The 16,889-nt window shown below is 42.2% G+C and carries 18 protein-coding genes; 14 read left to right on the plus strand and 4 right to left on the minus strand.

Annotation, left to right across the window (positions count from 1 at the left end; genetic code table 11):
• Window positions 1–309: 309 nt before the first annotated feature.
• On the minus strand, window positions 310–1,041 hold the full coding sequence (locus HUJ21_RS07050) for a murein L,D-transpeptidase catalytic domain family protein (RefSeq protein WP_291368242.1): 732 nt from the start codon (window positions 1,039–1,041) through the stop codon (window positions 310–312).
• A gap of 320 nt (window positions 1,042–1,361) precedes the next feature.
• Here HUJ21_RS07050 and HUJ21_RS07055 point away from each other — a divergent pair, with 320 nt between their 5' ends.
• The 7 genes from HUJ21_RS07055 (at window position 1,362) to HUJ21_RS25080 (ending at window position 5,079) form a co-directional block, all read left to right on the plus strand.
• Window positions 1,362–1,772, plus strand: coding sequence for a 6-carboxytetrahydropterin synthase (locus HUJ21_RS07055; protein ID WP_291368243.1), 411 nt, complete (start codon window positions 1,362–1,364; stop codon window positions 1,770–1,772).
• Window positions 1,732–2,427: a GTP cyclohydrolase I FolE gene (gene folE, locus HUJ21_RS07060; RefSeq protein ID WP_166146439.1), complete on the plus strand. Its 696-nt coding sequence runs from the start codon at window positions 1,732–1,734 to the stop codon at window positions 2,425–2,427. Before HUJ21_RS07055 ends, folE begins: the two co-directional genes overlap by 41 nt.
• Window positions 2,428–2,595: 168 nt before the next feature.
• A complete protein-coding gene (locus HUJ21_RS07065; protein ID WP_291368244.1) occupies window positions 2,596–3,276 on the plus strand; it encodes an SDR family oxidoreductase in 681 nt (226 codons plus the stop codon).
• Window positions 3,277–3,358: 82 nt separating this feature from the next.
• On the plus strand, window positions 3,359–3,622 hold the full coding sequence (locus HUJ21_RS07070; protein ID WP_166146443.1) for a hypothetical protein: 264 nt from the start codon (window positions 3,359–3,361) through the stop codon (window positions 3,620–3,622).
• 57 nt (window positions 3,623–3,679) lie between these two features.
• Entirely contained in the window at window positions 3,680–4,123 is a 444-nt protein-coding gene (locus tag HUJ21_RS07075; protein WP_291368245.1) for a hypothetical protein, read from the plus strand.
• Window positions 4,123–4,752: a flavin reductase family protein gene (locus HUJ21_RS07080; protein WP_291368246.1), complete on the plus strand. Its 630-nt coding sequence runs from the start codon at window positions 4,123–4,125 to the stop codon at window positions 4,750–4,752. Before HUJ21_RS07075 ends, HUJ21_RS07080 begins: the two co-directional genes overlap by 1 nt.
• A gap of 150 nt (window positions 4,753–4,902) precedes the next feature.
• Window positions 4,903–5,079 (plus strand): hypothetical protein, encoded by a 177-nt coding sequence (locus HUJ21_RS25080; protein ID WP_366483676.1) that lies wholly within the window; start codon window positions 4,903–4,905, stop codon window positions 5,077–5,079.
• A gap of 154 nt (window positions 5,080–5,233) precedes the next feature.
• On the opposite strand, the gene HUJ21_RS07085 is transcribed toward HUJ21_RS25080, so the two are convergent.
• Window positions 5,234–5,440, minus strand: a complete 207-nt coding sequence (locus HUJ21_RS07085; protein WP_291368247.1) for a helix-turn-helix transcriptional regulator — start codon at window positions 5,438–5,440, stop codon at window positions 5,234–5,236.
• A 2-nt stretch (window positions 5,441–5,442) separates the two neighbouring features.
• Entirely contained in the window at window positions 5,443–6,003 is a 561-nt protein-coding gene (locus HUJ21_RS07090; RefSeq protein ID WP_291368248.1) for a DUF2975 domain-containing protein, read from the minus strand.
• A 222-nt stretch (window positions 6,004–6,225) separates the two neighbouring features.
• Here HUJ21_RS07090 and HUJ21_RS07095 point away from each other — a divergent pair, with 222 nt between their 5' ends.
• The 7 genes from HUJ21_RS07095 to HUJ21_RS07125 all read left to right on the plus strand — a co-directional run bounded on the left by HUJ21_RS07095 (window position 6,226) and on the right by HUJ21_RS07125 (window position 13,488).
• Window positions 6,226–6,993, plus strand: a complete 768-nt coding sequence (locus HUJ21_RS07095) for an energy transducer TonB (RefSeq protein ID WP_291368249.1) — start codon at window positions 6,226–6,228, stop codon at window positions 6,991–6,993.
• Window positions 6,994–7,557: 564 nt separating this feature from the next.
• Window positions 7,558–8,190: a DUF4386 family protein gene (locus HUJ21_RS07100; RefSeq protein WP_291368250.1), complete on the plus strand. Its 633-nt coding sequence runs from the start codon at window positions 7,558–7,560 to the stop codon at window positions 8,188–8,190.
• A 302-nt stretch (window positions 8,191–8,492) separates the two neighbouring features.
• Window positions 8,493–9,179: a DJ-1/PfpI family protein gene (locus HUJ21_RS07105; protein WP_291368251.1), complete on the plus strand. Its 687-nt coding sequence runs from the start codon at window positions 8,493–8,495 to the stop codon at window positions 9,177–9,179.
• 103 nt (window positions 9,180–9,282) lie between these two features.
• Complete coding sequence (locus HUJ21_RS07110; protein ID WP_291368252.1) at window positions 9,283–9,489, plus strand: hypothetical protein; 207 nt, start codon at window positions 9,283–9,285, stop codon at window positions 9,487–9,489.
• Window positions 9,471–9,983 carry a hypothetical protein gene (locus HUJ21_RS07115; protein ID WP_291368253.1) on the plus strand — a complete coding sequence of 171 codons (513 nt, stop codon included), beginning with the start codon at window positions 9,471–9,473 and terminating at the stop codon, window positions 9,981–9,983. Before HUJ21_RS07110 ends, HUJ21_RS07115 begins: the two co-directional genes overlap by 19 nt.
• A gap of 251 nt (window positions 9,984–10,234) precedes the next feature.
• A complete protein-coding gene (locus tag HUJ21_RS07120; protein WP_291368254.1) occupies window positions 10,235–11,773 on the plus strand; it encodes a VCBS repeat-containing protein in 1,539 nt (512 codons plus the stop codon).
• 275 nt (window positions 11,774–12,048) lie between these two features.
• Complete coding sequence (locus HUJ21_RS07125) at window positions 12,049–13,488, plus strand: L-serine ammonia-lyase (protein WP_291368255.1); 1,440 nt, start codon at window positions 12,049–12,051, stop codon at window positions 13,486–13,488.
• Between the two features lie 41 nt (window positions 13,489–13,529).
• On the opposite strand, the gene HUJ21_RS07130 is transcribed toward HUJ21_RS07125, so the two are convergent.
• The gene (locus tag HUJ21_RS07130) at window positions 13,530–16,646 is read right to left on the minus strand and encodes a DUF5107 domain-containing protein (protein ID WP_291368256.1); all 3,117 of its coding nucleotides are present in this window, start codon (window positions 16,644–16,646) and stop codon (window positions 13,530–13,532) included.
• Window positions 16,647–16,889 lie beyond the last annotated feature (243 nt).

Genomic DNA, 16,889 nt, shown 5'->3' on the forward strand with positions numbered 1-16,889 from the left:
AATTAGGCATGGAATTAGTGGAGGCAGAACCATAGGATAAACTGTTTCTTAAGAGAGACAAAAAGAAAGAGAACAAAGGGCTAAACCAATGAATTTAGGGTTTATTCATAAAAAAGGTAAGATTCCTTAGTAATCCGAGTATAACTTGAAATTACTCAAGGTTATCCAAAACAATGTAATGTAAGTAGGAATATGAATATCAGATAATGATGTGAAAAAGACTGAATCTTTTCAAAGTAGGGGGCATCATAGGAAAACATTTGAAAAGACATTCAATCCAGAGACAATGTATTGTTAAAACTACTGCAACTACCCCTGACTCACGAAAACTGATTTTTCTTTATAGGAACTTTGATCAGCATGGATAAACAGACAGCTTTTTTCCTTAATCAATGCGATTATTTCTTCATAGTGTTCCGTTGGAAGTGCCGGACAGCCCAAACTCCTTCCTAATCGGCCATAATTTTTCAAAAATGAAGGCTCTGCATAATCTGCAGCATGAATCACTATTGCCCTGGATCTGGCCTGATCATTGATCCCCCTTTCGAGCCCGTCAAGCCGCAGGGAAGCCCCGTGTTTGCCCATGTACGTTTCTCCTGTTAAATAAAAACCCAAACTGCTCATATGGCTTTCCGGTGTATTCGAAAATTTTTCGGCTTTGACCAGGCCTGAGTTTCTCCCGTGTGACACCAGAGATGTATGTTGCAATGTTTGACTTTTCATATTGATGACCCAAAGTCTCTTTTGGGTAGAGGGAAGGTCAAAATCAATTACGGTTAAAGGTTTGCCTTCTTTTATCAGGCCTTGTTCCTGCATGCGCTGGTATCCCCTCAAAGCCAGCTCCAAAACCTCCTTTCTTAATAGTACCGACTCTTTTTGTATATTTTGCCAGATTAAATCGGTTAGCATGGACAACTTATCTGAATGGTTTGCGGCCATTGTCCGGATATTTTTATGTTCATGAATAGATAACCCGCCATCTCCGAAGGAAAGCACCGGACTAGCTAGAAAAAGAAGTATAATAATAAGTCTGTTTGCCATATTTAGGATGATTAAAGAAAAGGACCTAAAGGTCACAGGGATACTTTGAATTCTCGCCTGATCCAATTAACAACATCTTAACCATAAAAATATTATTTTCAGTTCATTTTTTTATCTATTTGAAGGCTTTAAATTGAAACAATTTTGAACCCATTGCCCTAAAACTGTTGTTCTTTGCGTTGGAAATCATTTGACAAAAATGCGAACTATCAATATTTTACTTTAAATGAAATCTTCTGGGAAAGAAGGAGTTATTATTTTTGTTGAATTATTTTTCCTTATTATTAAACAAAATTAAGGATACAGCTGTTAAAAATCCTATGAAAGTTGCCGTCTACAGAAAAGCTCATTTTAATGCCGCACACCGTTTGCACAACCCAAACTGGACAGCAGAAAAAAACAGGGAAGTTTTTGGAAAGTGTAATAATGATAATTATCATGGACACAACTATGAACTTATCGTAAAGCTCGAGGGACCTATTGATCCTGATACAGGTTATGTCTACGACATGAAACTATTAAAGGATCTGATTAAGCAGCATGTTAGCGATAGATTTGATCACAAAAACCTAAATTTAGATACAGATGAATTTAAAACCCTTAACCCAACTGCAGAAAACATTGCTGTGGTTATTTGGAATATTTTGAGAGAAAAAATTGAAAAAAAATACGACTTAACAGTTCGATTATATGAAACAGAAAGAAACTTTGTTGAATTCAGCGGGAATTGATCTCAATATAGAGGAATTGGGCGATGAGCATGTGGCATTCTCACATGATACGCCATTGCGGGGAGATGCCTTTGAGATGGATGATGAGCTTAAAATGGAATTGATAGAAAAACATTTTAAGGAAATCATGTATGTACTGGGCTTGGATTTAACCGACGATAGCCTTAAAGGCACACCCAAGCGGGTAGCGAAAATGTTTGTTAAAGAGGTTTTTAGTGGTCTTGATCCAAAAAATAAACCGGAGGCCAAACTTTTTGAGAATAAATTTCGGTACAAGGAAATGTTGGTAGAGAAAGACATTACCTTCTATTCCCACTGTGAGCACCATTTCGTACCTATTTTCGGTAAAGCACATGTCGCCTATGTTTCCAATGGTCATGTAATCGGCTTGTCCAAAATAAACCGTATTGTTCAGTATTTTGCCAAAAGGCCTCAGGTCCAGGAGAGACTGACTGTACAGATCGGCAATGAGCTCAGGGAAGCCCTTGGTACGGAAGATGTAGCCGTAATCCTGGATGCGGATCACATGTGTGTTTCCAGCAGAGGGGTTAAAGACAACAGCAGTAGTACGGTGACTTCTTTCTATAGCGGAATCTTTGAGAAAGAGGATCAAAAAAGAAATGAATTTCTCAAATACCTGGAATTGCCCAGGTAGCTGAAAAATTAATAAAACAAAAGCTTCATTATATAGCAGTTATCTCCCGTTAGTGACTTTGACGGGAGATTTTTTTTTATTTCAAGGCAGCATTGAATTTTGGTTTAATACCTAAAAGAAGCAAACAATTTAAAGTTTAATGGATTGTATTAGTAAAATATAATGAATATGGAGCATAGAAATATTGTGATTATTGGGGGAAACAGTGGCATAGGTGGAAAAGTGAAAGAGCTATTGGAAAAAGAGGGTGCAAACGTGCTTGCCTTCTCCAAATCAAAAACCGGATCCGGACATTTGGATATCACTTCAGATTTTAAAGATATAGAGGGCATACCTGAGGAAGTGCATGGGTTGGTTTATTGTCCTGGAACGATTAACCTTAAGCCCTTTCACCGGATTTCACTTTCTGATTTTCAAAAAGATCTTGAAATAAATTATTTAGGGGCGGTAAAAGTATTGCAGGCATTGCAAAAACCATTGAAAAAATCAGGCAATGCTTCTGTAGTGTTATTCAGTACTGTGGCAGTACAAACAGGGATGGGATTTCATAGCTCCATTGCTGGAGCCAAAGGTGCAGTTGAAGGGCTGAGCCGGTCCCTGGCCGCCGAATGGGCCAATGCTGGTATCAGGGTAAATACCATCGCTCCATCCCTGACAGATACGCCCCTGGCGGAAGCTTTATTGTCCAGTCCTGAAAAGAAGGAGGCTGCGGGCAGAAGGCATCCCCTTGGAAGACATGGAAATGTCAATGATATGGCAGAGGCGGTGGTTTTTTTATTGTCAGATAAATCATCATGGACCACAGGCCAGGTTCTAAAAATAGACGGAGGCTTATCCAGTGTTAGATAAAATTTCATTATCTTACAACATTTAGGTTGAACAAAGTGTAGATGAAAAAGGGTATTGTCCCTAAAATAAATTTAAGAGTAATATGAGGACTCCACCTGAATCATATTTGATTTTTAAGGCAGAGCTTAAAAAAGCGCAAATAGAGAAAGAACGGCTTAGAAGAGCTTATGAAGAAAAATTGCTGGAAATGAACCTGGAACTTTCTCGTTTGAAAGAACAGATAGAAGCCCAGCAGGAGCTGATGAAAACCACCATAAACTATGCGATAAAGCTGGAAGAGGATCTGGATAATTTTAAGGAGGAGGTAGAAAATGAAAAAAAGCAAAGAAAAAACTCTTTTCACTAAATCTATTATTCACTTATTCCGTAAAATTAGGGGTAATTGCTTTTAAACCTGCTAAAAATGAACGACACCTTGAATAAATCGGCGATGAAAAACTTTGACCTATCTTTTGAAGGAAGATACGCCAGGGTTTTGGTCAATGAAATCAGCGGAATTATCGTTTGCGAACTTCTGGTCGATTATGTACCCATTGAAGATTTCAAAGAAACTTTCCACAAAATATCAGCCATTATAAGAAAAGGAAAATTTCATAAATTTATTTTTGACAAGAGATCACTCAGGGCTTTTCACCAACCCAGCATGGAATGGTATTTCCTGGATTGGAAAAAAGAAATGTATGCTGAAGGCATTACGGTACACCGTAAAATCCTCCCCCCGGAAAAATGGTTTGAAAAAATGGTGATGATTGCCAAGAAAGAGATACTTGAAAAAAATCCCGGAAACATTATTGACAACCTGGATATTAAATATTGTGATTCACTGGAGGAAGCCATTATTACCTGATGAAACATTTTTCCCTACAGGACATCCTTGATGCTGAACAAGGATTCCGAAGAGATTTCATAAACTGTCTTAGTGGTTATAAAAGCCTGAATCTTATTGGCACTTTCAATCAGGAAACCAAGGTGACCAATGTTGCCCCTTTTAGTCAGGTTTTTCATATTGGAGCGAATCCCCCTTTGATAGGTGTTTTGTTCAGGCCTCATTCTGTAGAGCGACATACTTTGGAAAATGTGCTTCAAAACAAATGCTTTACGTTAAATCACGTAACAGCATCTTTTTATAAAGCCGCACATCAATGCAGTGCCCGGTGGAAAAATTCCGAATTTGAGGCAACAGGGTTAAAAGAGGAATATAAAGATGACTTTAAGGCCCCCTATGTGTCAGGTAGCCCTCTCAAAATTGGTTGTAGTCTGGCAGATCATATCACCCTGTCTATTAATGAAACTGTTTTGATTATTGGAAAGATTGAACATGTTTATGTTGAGGAAAAAGCTTTGGGTGAGGATGGTTTTATTGATCTGGACAAGTTAGGTACGGTTACTTCCTCAGGGATCGATGCCTATCATGTAGGGAAAAGGCTGGGAAGATTGGCCTATGCCAAACCTGATAAGCCCGTAAAGGAAATATGACCCTGAAGCTGCCAACCTTGCTGGTTTTGTTGAAACAACGGCTATTAAAGGATTAGATAGGCTAGAAGCGATAATTCAACTTATGGAAACTACTGGGCAAGAAAAAAAGAAAAACTCCCGAAAGTATATTCCAAAGATTTAGTTGAAGTCATTTTTAAGCTTCCATATACAAAAAGACAAAACCTAATTGACATTGACTTAGGAACACCAAAAACTGTTGGAAACTACCTCATTGAATTAGAAGAAGAGGGTTTCCTGAAATCTGTAAGAGTCGGAAAAGAAAAATTATATCTGAACCAGAAATTAATGAACATACTAGAAAATTAAAAAGCACGAAGGCTCAATCGAGTAGCCTGACCTGGACCATTTGGCTCAGTGAGGCTTTCACACCACCAACTGCATTCGGATCTCATATCCACCCTGCTGCCCGGCACCCGCAAGCCTTTGTATAAATTTAAACCTTAACGGGAATTACTTTATCTTAATCCTCCACAAACTCCAGGATATCTCCTGGCTGACAGTCTAAGGCCTTGCAAATTGCTTCCAAGGTGGTAAACCGGACGGCTTTTGCCTTACCTGTCTTAAGGATGGAAAGGTTTGATAAGGTGATATCCACCTTTTCCGAGAGCTCGTTCAGGGATATTTTTCGTTTTGCCATCATGACATCTAAATTTACGACAATGGGCATGGTTATACAGTAAGGCCATTATCGGTTTGAATTTCTACGCCACGTTTGAAGACCAACGCAATGGCATAAATAACCGCACCCATAATCAGGTACTCAAATGCGCCACCCAAAAATCCATTAAGTGCAGGACTATGCGCCGTTCGTGAAGACAACCAATGAAAATACCCGGAGGCTATTATGATTAAAATACCTACCTCAATGGTAACTCTGCCGATTCTGGAAATAAGGACTGAAACTTCCTTACTGAAAGGGTGAACGAGGTCAATCTTCAGGAAAACCCGGATTACCAAAAAGAAAATATAGGCCTTGGCTGCCAAAATTCCCAGCAGGAAGGACAAGGCCCCCAGGTAATATCCCAAATGCCATTCCCTGGCCACCGACAAATTCAACCCCTGGTAAAGGTCTTGCGCCACCGCCGGGTTAAAGAGGCTGTAGATGGAGGTAAACAACAAGGTTCCGCCTTTGATACATAGTCCTATAAAAATAGACCAAATTACGATGGTGAGTAACATCAATACAGGTTGGGTTTCCCACTTATTTTTCCAAGCTTCTTTCCAGTTCATTGTCTTCGGATTTTTTTTATTGTACAATTATCAATAAAAATTTATTGATAAACAATAAAAAATCGATTTAATTTAAAAAGGGTTTCCTGATAAACCAGTCTGGTTTCTCGGGATGAGTGGGTTTAAATGCTTTGCATAAATGTCTCTGTAGCAGGCAAAAGCCTTGGAGATAAAAATAAGTTTCTAGTTGGGAACTCGTCAAAATTGTGATAGTTTAGCGAGATGAAGGGCAAATGGACGTTTTTCGGATTATTTGTAGGACTTGGGTATTTGGGATTCCCCGGACTTGTTGAAGCGCAGGAAAGAAAGATCGTCCCCCTGGACGCACATTTTTTGCCCATAGCATCCGGCGATGAAAGCCAAAAATACAGCAAAATAGTCACCGTTTCCCCGGAAGGGGAATTGGTGGAAAAAACCTATGACCTTAACTACGCATTGGTATCGGCAAAAAAATCAATGTTCGAAGCGTCTGAACCTCAGGAGCCGGTATGGGAAGAAGAGCAGCATTATGCCTCGGATGGCAGCCTGAAGTATACGCAGTTCAAGTATCGGAAAGATAATGCCAACTATACCAAGGTGTTTGTTGAAGACAAACTGGTGCTCGACCTGGTTTGCGATAGCTCACTAAACTGCGAAGGGTCCTTTGTAGCTCCTGGCGGGGAAGAGGAAGCCGTGGATAGAGATATTTTTAAGCCTGGTTTATCTGACATGAAGGTCTGGCAAGAATTCCTGGCCAAGAACCTGTCATATCCTCAATCTGCCAGAAATAACCGGGCAGAAGGGGAAATCTGGGTAGGTTTGAAAATCGATGAGCGGGGGAAATTGCTGGAAAGTTCGGTGGTAAACCGCACTTCTTCAGATCCCAGCCTGGTCAAGGAAGTGGAACGGGTACTGGATCGATACACAGGAGGTTACCTGCCTGCCCGCGACCTCAAAGGCAGCCCCACCATTGCATGGATGTATCTTCCGATTCGCTTTCAGCTGGGGTAGGCTTCACTTTTACCAAGTCAGAAAATACCTCCTTGTGGGAACAGGCGCAGGGATGAAAGCCTTTCTTACAGCAATTTATTCGAGACCTGAGCCATTTCCGGGGCATTTTTCACGTCAGAAGATAGATTTCGTGTAGGTAGGCAGGACCTTGATGCATCCTGAAAATTAGCCGGGATCTACTGGATGCAAGGATTTGCTATGTCAGAGCCAAGTAGATGTGAGGGGCCTTTTTTCTGGTTTGGTTGGAGTAGGCAAGATGTTGGGGTAACAAATTGGGTGCTGGTTGCTGGTTTTTTCTCCGAATTAATTAATTTGTCCACTGAAAACTGCGAGAGGGCTATTGGACATAGTACATATACACGCAACTGACCTTTCTAGATATAGCTATATACAGATGTTAGCGCCAATGTACGGACTAATTCTAGTATCGATTAAATAGTAATGGGTAAGAACCTAATCTATAAAAATCTTCACGGGATAAGAGAAAAATAAAAAACTTAGAGGAAGCCTCTGTTCATTAATTAGTATGCAAATAAAAATAACATTCGCAAAAAAACCAAAGTGATGTATAGCAATCAAAAAAAAGGGGCATTTGCAGCATTTGCCAATGCTTTCGTTGCCATAGTAACCATTTATGTAGCCGTTGTTATGATTGGCCTTGACGTGCTAACAGACCAAAGTTTGTTCGCGGAGATTGCTATTAACAATCCAACCCCACTAATCATCCAAGATGTGATGAAATTTATTAGTGCAGCTTGTTGGTCGGTGCTATATGTTACCCTATTTAAGCAGCTGCACAATGCAGCGATTGTTCGGATGAAAATTGCAACACTTTTTGGATTTATATCAATTCTACTTTTGCTCACCAATTCTATCTTTAGTCTTATAACAATTAATCAAGCTGGAGAATTAGCAGCCGCAAATTCCGAAAACGCTAACGATCTTAACAGAATGATCGGAATTCTGGCTATGGCAACAATTTTCACAAACGGTTTATGGTATCTATTAACAAGCTGGACGGCCTTAAAAGCAAACCAACTTCCAAAGGGATTGAATTATTTTGGACTCGCCATTGGTGCTATATCCCTTATCCCTATATTAGGAATTTTTGCATTGCTTTTAAGTATAATATGGTTCATTTGGCTTGGCCGCGTATTATTTAAAGAAGCCTCTGTACAGGCTCATCGCATAGTATGAACTAAAGATAAAACAAAAGAAACAGACTATTCTGAGAATAGGACACATGGCGCTAACAAAAGCTAAATTCAATTTCAGGGACTCGTGTTGCCATTTAAGGGTAATTAACTAATTTCGGGCACCAACGTGGGACAGTTACGCTTTTCAAAAACCCGCAACTGCATTTAGCTAAACGTTACCAAGTACCTGAGAATTGTGTTTAGTTCCCATAGAACACCCTTTCATCAAATGTTTTCACTAATTTGCCAACCTGAACCACTAACAGATAAAGTATGAATACAAAAGGGAAACCTGGAATGTTAATGCCGCGGCTACTAATCGCAGTGCTGGTTTTAATGGCAAGTGGCAGTTCCTTCGCCCAGGAAGAAAAGTCTGGGGACTCAAAAAGCAATACCATGGAAATAGCCTTCTTACTTTTCGACAATTACGAAACACTGGACGTTTTCGGTCCGGTAGAAATTTTTGGAAGGCTTAGGGACCTGTATACATTGAAATTCTATTCACTTGATGGAGGGCCAATTGAGAATAGGCACGGAGTTTCAGTCCTGACCGAAAAGTTGGAGACGGCTTCCGCTAGTCCTTACATGCTACTCATACCAGGTGGCATGGGTACACGTAAGGAGATAGATAATAAAATGCTTATCGGGCAGATAAAAGGAATAGCAGACGCGAGCAGCTATGTATTGACAGTCTGTACGGGAAGTGCGCTTTTAGCCAGGTCTGGTCTTTTGGATGGCAGGCAGGCCACTTCAAATAAACGGGCATTTTCCTGGGTGGAATCAATGGGTCCCAATGTGGTTTGGGACAAAAAGGCACGTTGGAAAGTGGATGACAAATATTACACATCTTCAGGAGTCAGTGCTGGTATGGACATGGCCCTGGGGTTTTTGGCAGACAGGCATGGAATCGAATTCGCCCGAAATGTTGCGTTCGAAATTGAATACAATTGGATGGAAGACAAGGATAACGATAGCTTTATTGCCGAATAACAGGTGGCAGGCAATGAACAGCCAACTGGATTGTCTAAATACCAATTAGGCATTGGTCCCATTCGTGCGGTATTTATTAGCGGATTTGAAAAAAATCGGATAGATGCAACTAATTGAACTGATGAAGATGCCAGAGAGGGATCAGAATCCTAAGCTAACCAAAGCACTTGCTCAATTCGATAAGCTTCTGGCCGAATTGAGGAAAAGGGAACTTCCTGAAAATTTAACAATTACTATTAATGCTGAAATTGACAAAATAAACACTGTTTCCGGATCAGAAAAGGAATTGATATGGAAAAGCATGTGTTAAAAGATTTGTACTTACAGTGGGACGGTACCCATACCGATTACCTGAAAAAAGTATACCAGGAAAATCGGTCGGATCCTTCATTTATTCCTTTTACAATAGCCCTATTTTCAACAAGCAATGAACTGGATGTTTCAACGACCTGGGTGATAAAGCATCATGTTGACAAGGGAGAAAAAATAGCTGCGGCTGATTTGGAACAGCTTCTTGTAAAGGGAGCTACACTTAAGGATTGGGTAAGCCAGCTTCATTTCCTACAGATAATTCCGAAAATTTCGTTATCGAAAAAACAAGCGGAATACCTGGAAAACAGCATTCGTCCCTTACTTTTCAATGATAAAAAGTTTGTAAAAGCAGCAGCATTTACTGCTTATTTTGAAGTTGTAAAGCTAATCCCGGAATTACAAACTGAGTTTCGGTTGATTTGTGAGGATGCATTGGAAAAATCAAGTGCATCAGTGAAAGTTAGAATCAGAAGAATTCTCCAAAACGGATAATTTGAACCTGGATGTAGGAAAAGGATGCGTAGTGCCTGCTCTGTTGTTCCTGGCGAGGGTTTTCAATTCAAGAAATTCCGGTAATTTGGAGACATGTCATCCTTCCAGTCTTATACTGGTAAAACAATACCAAACATTTGACTGATTTTTAAGCAAATCCAGTGGGTTATAGAATTTCTACTATATTTCGGGTTGAAAGAACAAATTGGCTGATAAAATAATTTAATGGCATAACCTTAATAAATACCCAGATGTCTCTGTTTCGCATATCCACCATCCTGGTTTTGTGGGGAGGATTCCAGTGTAACGGCCTTCAGGCACAACAGGAAGCGCTTTTAAAGGGCGGGGCTTTGGCCAAAAGCTACTGCGGCAGCTGCCATGTCTATCCTTCTCCTTCCCTTTTGCCTAAAGGGATATGGGAAGCGCATGTTCTCCCCCAAATGGCCGCCTTAATGGGAGATCAGGCCGCACAGGATAGCCTGGGGATTTGGGAGGAAAAAACCGAAGAAGAAATTGGCATCATTAAAAAACTTGGGGTATATCCTGCAAGCAGTCAAATAAACCCAGATGACTTTCAGGCAATCATGGATTTTTACGCTGCTGAGGCACCGGTTGAATTACCCCCTCAAAAACCAAAGCAAAAAGCTGAAGCACTATCCAACTTTACGGCAAAAACCCTTTTTATTGAAGGAATCACAAGTCCCAAAACAAGCCTGGTAGCCATCAACGAAGAAAGAAGGGAACTCATTATCTCCGATGCAAGGTCTAATCAACTCTATGTTAAGGATCAAAATGATGAACTGTTTACCCTTCCTCCCATCAGCAGTCCGGCAGTACAGTTCATCAAAAAGGCTCCCTATGTATATAATTTCATAACCATTGGCTCCATCGCTCCAAGCGACCTTTCCCGGGGAGCCTTGTATGAGATGGATTTAAATACCAACAGCTGGAATAAAAACCTGGATCAGCTGGCAAGACCGGTATTTGGTATATGGGAAGATTTGGAAATGGATGGCAAGCCCGACCTTCTGATCAGTAACTATGGCCATAATAATGGCGGGAACATTGCCATCTACAGCAATGGTACCCTGCAAGCGAAACCGCTTCAACTTGGTGGGTCCGGTGCCAGGAAAATAGAGGTGTGTGACCTGAATCAGGATGGAAAACCGGATATCGTGGCACTTTTTTGCCAGGGAAGGGAACGCTTGTCCGTTTTTTACAATAAAGGGAACGGTCAATTCGATGCGGAGAAAATTTTGCTTTCCTTTTCTCCGGTAATGGGAACCAGCTATTTTGAACTGCAGGATTTGAATGGTGATGGCGCATTGGACCTGCTGGTAAGCAATGGGGATAATTGGGACTACTCAACTGTTGCTAAACCCTATCATGGTTTTCGCATCTATGAAAACAAGGGGATGGACAATTTTGAAGAAGCCTGGTTTTACCCCCAATATGGGGCAGCCAAAGCAATGGCCGTTGACATAGATGGTGATGGGGACCTGGACCTGGCCACGATTGCTTTTTATGATGAATTGGATCATCCGGAAGAACAGTTTCTTTTGTTTGAAAATAATGGGGACATGACTTTTCAACCCAGGTTTATCCCGGATGCGGCCTTGGGGAAATGGTTGACTATGGATGTGGGCGATTTAGACGGAGATGGAGACAAAGATATCGTACTTGGTTCTTATGCCCACAATACCATGGAATATACGAAACTGCTTCTTCGGGGCTTAGACGAAATTCCCAATGTTTTGATTTTGGAAAACAATAAATACCAAAAAGAGTAGTACCAACATTTTCTATCCTGTAAGGGAAGAGTACCTGGTATAGATAAAATCCATACAACCAGTGCAAATAAAATTTCAAAGCAAAAACACAGATCTAAAACCCACTGCACACATAATCCCCCTTTAGAAGGGGGAAGTCCTGTCCTGACCCATTCAGAAGGGGATTTTTTATAGATCATATGCACTGAGAATTTGCTGCGGAATTAAAGGATAATATAAACCTGTTTTAAATAAAACAGCCATATTTGTCTTATTCATCATCAATAGCGCTTTCAATGGAAAAAGTAGCATTCATCAGCATATTCGATATGCTTAAAATTGGAGTGGGGCCTTCTAGTTCTCATACATTGGGTCCATGGCGCGCAGCGCAAAGATGGATTGCAGCGTTAAAACAAGACCATGTTTTTGATAAAATTAAGAAAATACAAATTCACCTCTATGGTTCGCTATCTCTTACAGGTAAAGGACATGCTACCGATATCGCAGCGGTTTTAGGGCTTTGTGGCCATGATCCGGTGACCATAAATACCCTGACCATCGGTGAAAAAATCGATTTTATAAAAGCAAATTCAGAACTTCACCTGGACAAGGGCATTATTGTTCCGTTTCATTTCGAAGAGGACATCGTTTTTCACAAGCATTTTTTAGATTTTCATCCGAATGGGATGATGTTCAAAGCTGTTTTAACAGACAACAGCACTTATGAATCTTACTTCTACTCCATTGGGGGAGGTTTTGTAGTCAAGGAAGAACAAGAAAATGAAAATCAAAATTTACCACAGATTAAGCCATTTCCTTTTCCCATTCATTATGCAACAGAACTACAAAATTACTGCGAAAAGGAACAAAAAGACATTGCTGAGATTGTCTTAGCCAATGAACGGACTTTGAGGTCAGACGATCAGATAGATGCTGCATTGGCATCCATTTGGAATGTAATGTTGGAGTCCATGTATTTAGGCTGCCATACAGATGGCAAGCTACCCGGAGGATTAAACGTGAGTCGGAGGGCTGCCAATATGAACAAAAAACTTCTGGCTGAAAATTTTGAGCAATATCAAAACAAGGAACAGTGGTTGAATACCATCAGGGGAACTGAAGTGCGATTCAGGCAAATTCTTCAATGGGTTAGCTGCTTTGCCATCTCCGTGAACGAGGTAAATGCATCCCTTGGTCGTGTGGTTACAGCACCAACCAACGGAAGCTCCGGTACCTTACCTGCAGTTTTGATGTATTATTTATGCATTGAAAACCACCAGGCTGGGTTTGAGGAGATCAAGAAGTTTTTGCTGGTATCAGGGGAAATTGGCTCCCTTTTCAAAAAAGGAGCAACCATCTCTGCAGCTATGGGGGGATGCCAGGCAGAAATTGGGGTTTCATCGGCAATGGCTGCCGGCGCATTGTGCTTTCTCATGGGCGGTAGCACAGCCCAGGTGCTCATGGCAAGCGAAATTGCCATGGAACACCATCTGGGCCTCACCTGCGATCCCGTTGCGGGCCTGGTTCAGGTACCATGTATTGAACGCAATGCCATGGGAGCCATAAAAGCCATCAATGCCGCTGAAATCGCCATTGAAAGCGATGCCTCAAAAGCGAAAATTTCACTCGACAAAGTCATAAGTACCATGTGGGAAACCGCAAAAGACATGAGTTCCCGATACAAGGAAACATCAAAAGGGGGGTTGGCCCTTCAGGTCATGCATACCGACTGCTAAAATTTCGCTATTCATCCACGATCCACCAGGAATTCAGCTCATTATTGTAATTTTTGACTGACCTTTGCCACTTTTTCCAACAGTTGCTGCCGGGTATTTTGAGTTCCGGATTCCGCAGGCTGCCGGCTATCGCCGTAAAACCTTCCGATAAAACCCACAACTTCCTCATTTCCCTCACTTTTTATCTTCTCCCAGCGCGCTGAAGCCTCGGTACTTTTGCCCATTTCTTCCAGGGCAAATAAAGCCAGCAATTGTTCAGGCCGGTTGTGGTACATGTTTTCAGTGGCATCTATTACCGATTGCATTTTAGTGCGGTACATTTCCTGTTGCTTTTGGGCTTTTGCCACCAGCCCCAGTAAATAATCCTGCATGGTTTCATTGGTGTTGAAAGGTTTGCCAACCCCCAGGTTTTCGGGCCACTCAAGGGACTTTTCCAATTTTGATCGGGCCGCTTTCCATTTGCTGCCCTGCATGTCTTCCAAAGCAGCATTCAAATAAACTGTTTCGAATAGCGCCCTGCCTTCACCTGCTCCTTCATAGGGGAGGACATGGATTTTACCCAGCAAGTCCATGGCTTTTTTGTATTGACCCTGGCGGTTCAATGCCCGGATATAATCCATTTCCAGTACATAATTTCCGGAAAACTTCCGGACGGCCTCCTTCAACAGGGAAAGGACTTCCTGATCCTGGCCTATTTCGGCCTGGTAGCTGGCCAATTGCTGCCAATGGCGCCATTGGGAGGGATCCATTTCAAGGGCCTTTTTCAAATCTGCCAGGGGATCGGTTGTTGTGCCGGTTTCATCCAGCAAGAGGGGTCGGTTCAAGTAAAAAACGGCTTCATCCGCTTTTTCACCGATCCCGGTCAAAAGTGCTGCTGCTTGCTCTTTTTCGTTAAAAGCCATCAGGTTAAGCGCCAGGTAATAATCCAGCTTCCAGTGAGGCCTTTCCTCCTGTGCGCTTTTCAACATGTCCAGGGTTTCCTTCCGGTAGGGGAGGACAAAGGCAATGGATTTATCCAACATGGCTTCCATGGCTGATTCTTTCCCTTGTTCATCCAAAAAGGCCTTCCAAAGGTCTACCAGGGCATGATCCGGGCTTTGCTGCAATACCTGAAGGGCATCACCTTTTTGTTTGTACCTGAGGTAAGTGGCCGCCAGTTCCAGATGGGTCTGGTAGGGAAATTCGTTGTTTATCAGGGCATGAAATTCCTCCAGGGCCTGAGGCTTCGTATCGTTCAGGTACTTTTCAAACCGGATAAAATGGTTTAAGGGATCGATGTCCCAAAGCTTTTTCAACACTTCTCTTGCTTGTTGTTTTTCACCGGAAAGCCGGTGTTTTACGGCCAGCACCTGTAAAGCCATGATGTTGTGTACATTAAAATCAAGGGCTTTTTGTGCATAATTTGCTGCTTGCTCCAGGTTTTTTTCGGCCAGGTGAATCTCTGCCATGGCCGTATAGGCAGAGGAGCGGAATTCCATGGACCGGGCTGCCCATCCATAAGCTTCCAGTGCATCAATGGCCTGCCCCAGAGCCAGGTAAATTCCTCCCGCTACAAAATTTGCCTGAGGGTCAAAGAAGTCCGTTGCGAGTGGCTGCGCTATTTGTTCCAATGCTTCTTCGTACCGACCATAGCGAAAGAGTAGTTCGGCATAATCTATATTGGCCTGGGGATGTGCGGCATCCTTACTCAATAGTTCTTCGTATTTGGCCTGAGCTTCAGGATAGGCCCTGCTGTAATAATCCTGCCGGGCACTGTAATACAATTTTCCGATTTCTGATAGCGGGGCTGCTCCTTCCTTATCGAAAGACCGGTTCAGTTTCATGGGGTCTTCTTTTGCCCAGGAATAGACTTTTTCCGATCCCAATACCAGCTCCAGCTTTTCCAGAGGCTTGTTTGTTTTTAACTCATGCCTGAGAACATCCATAGGTTGACCCTCAAGGAGAATGGTCTGTGCCAACTCTCCATTGATGTATACTTCCAGTTCTTCTTCAATGGTTTCAAATGGGTTGAAGGACAGGGCAAGGGTCTGGTTTGCCATTGTCACATGAAAGACTCCAGATCGGTTCACTGCACTGATACCCCCGGTCTGCTTGACAGGGAACCAATAGTCCGTCCAACGGTCGATGGTATAGGGTGCAAAACCGGCTTTGGTCAGGGGACTGGGTTGCCGGGAGGAAGGGGAAAATTGATTTAACATCCGGCCGGCCTGAAATTCCATATATTGCCCGTTTTCATCTGTCAGCAGGTCTTCCCAAATTCCTCCCGAGCGGGAAAGTGCCCAAAGCCATAATTTCTTTCCTGGCATGTCATCGTAACTGGAAAAATGGCCAAAGCCATACCCTTGTTCGTGAAAATACCCACCGAAATGGTTTTGGAAGGATCCCGCCATATGGTGCGATTTGCTGGAGCCAAAGGCATTGTTGGCATAAAGGCTAACCTTTTTGCCCTCCTGCATGGGCCAATCCATGAGGGCTCCACTGTGCTGTAAGGCGATGTGCCCCGGGTAGAAAAATTCCTGGTCGTCACCCACATGGGCCGCTGCCGTCATCCAGTTGTAATAGGGCTGCCGCAAAGGCTGTGGATTGTACCAAATACCCTCTGTTTCAAAGTAAGCTTTGTCCCTGGGTAAATTGATCTTTACCCTCCATTGGGTTCTGGAGGGCAGGTCTATGGTTCCTACCACACAGGTGAGACTGCCATCTTCATTCTCATAGGTGATGTAATCAACGGGCGATGCGGTGGAAGGGGCATGTCCAATAATTCCGAAATTGAACTCAATCCCACCGGAAGTCCAGGGTCCCCGCATGGCAATGTTTCGGAATTTAACAACTTCGTTTTCGTAAATAAAATCCTTACCGGTAGATTTTTCCACTGCGCCCCATACGCGCCCCCCGATTTCAGGCATGATGGTAACTTTCAGGTACTCGTTTTCCAGAGTAATAAGGTTCCATTCCTTTTTTGTCGGATCTTTGCTGTACCCTTCAAATTTAAAATACGGGTAAATATCCGGTTTGTAGGCCAATGAAGGCACAGGACTTGGATCTGAATAGGGATAGGTGGTAAAGGTAGTGGGCTCCTGGGATACCTGTGCTTGCTGCCCCCAGCATAACTGAGCGAACAGCAGGCCCATCACTGCAAAGCTATAGTTTATTTTCATGGAGTTTCGGATGAGTTCAGATTTGAATGTAGCAAAAATCTCTTTAAAATTCCCCGGTAATTATAAAAATGGCGGCTTAAAGTGACCAATAGCAGATTTTATCCAACAGCAAAAAGAAACAGGAGCAGATCTTCCATTTGCAGCGTTAGGGTTACAGGATGACTCAAGTTGAATTATAAAAAGGGCCTCTCAATAAATTCCATTACCAACAATTGGTAATAAATCTAAAACGGCAAACTTGAA

This window comes from Cyclobacterium sp. (assembly GCF_014762705.1).
GTDB lineage: Bacteria > Bacteroidota > Bacteroidia > Cytophagales > Cyclobacteriaceae > Cyclobacterium.

Excerpts from the sequence above, each read along its gene's own strand:
- HUJ21_RS07080 (WP_291368246.1), top strand. The coding sequence starts at position 4,123 with ATGAAACATTTTTCCCTACAGGACATCCTTGATGCTGAACAAGGATTC.
- HUJ21_RS07065 (WP_291368244.1), top strand. The coding sequence starts at position 2,596 with ATGGAGCATAGAAATATTGTGATTATTGGGGGAAACAGTGGCATAGGT.
- HUJ21_RS07050 (WP_291368242.1), bottom strand. The coding sequence starts at position 1,041 with ATGGCAAACAGACTTATTATTATACTTCTTTTTCTAGCTAGTCCGGTG.
- HUJ21_RS07130 (WP_291368256.1), bottom strand. The coding sequence starts at position 16,646 with ATGAAAATAAACTATAGCTTTGCAGTGATGGGCCTGCTGTTCGCTCAG.
- HUJ21_RS07075 (WP_291368245.1), top strand. The coding sequence starts at position 3,680 with ATGAACGACACCTTGAATAAATCGGCGATGAAAAACTTTGACCTATCT.
- HUJ21_RS07070 (WP_166146443.1), top strand. The coding sequence starts at position 3,359 with ATGAGGACTCCACCTGAATCATATTTGATTTTTAAGGCAGAGCTTAAA.
- HUJ21_RS07100 (WP_291368250.1), top strand. The coding sequence starts at position 7,558 with ATGTATAGCAATCAAAAAAAAGGGGCATTTGCAGCATTTGCCAATGCT.
- HUJ21_RS07120 (WP_291368254.1), top strand. The coding sequence starts at position 10,235 with ATGTCTCTGTTTCGCATATCCACCATCCTGGTTTTGTGGGGAGGATTC.
- HUJ21_RS07055 (WP_291368243.1), top strand. The coding sequence starts at position 1,362 with ATGAAAGTTGCCGTCTACAGAAAAGCTCATTTTAATGCCGCACACCGT.
- folE (WP_166146439.1), top strand. The coding sequence starts at position 1,732 with ATGAAACAGAAAGAAACTTTGTTGAATTCAGCGGGAATTGATCTCAAT.
- HUJ21_RS07090 (WP_291368248.1), bottom strand. The coding sequence starts at position 6,003 with ATGAACTGGAAAGAAGCTTGGAAAAATAAGTGGGAAACCCAACCTGTA.
- HUJ21_RS07085 (WP_291368247.1), bottom strand. The coding sequence starts at position 5,440 with ATGCCCATTGTCGTAAATTTAGATGTCATGATGGCAAAACGAAAAATA.
- HUJ21_RS07095 (WP_291368249.1), top strand. The coding sequence starts at position 6,226 with ATGAAGGGCAAATGGACGTTTTTCGGATTATTTGTAGGACTTGGGTAT.
- HUJ21_RS07110 (WP_291368252.1), top strand. The coding sequence starts at position 9,283 with ATGCAACTAATTGAACTGATGAAGATGCCAGAGAGGGATCAGAATCCT.
- HUJ21_RS07105 (WP_291368251.1), top strand. The coding sequence starts at position 8,493 with ATGCCGCGGCTACTAATCGCAGTGCTGGTTTTAATGGCAAGTGGCAGT.
- HUJ21_RS07115 (WP_291368253.1), top strand. The coding sequence starts at position 9,471 with ATGGAAAAGCATGTGTTAAAAGATTTGTACTTACAGTGGGACGGTACC.
- HUJ21_RS07125 (WP_291368255.1), top strand. The coding sequence starts at position 12,049 with ATGGAAAAAGTAGCATTCATCAGCATATTCGATATGCTTAAAATTGGA.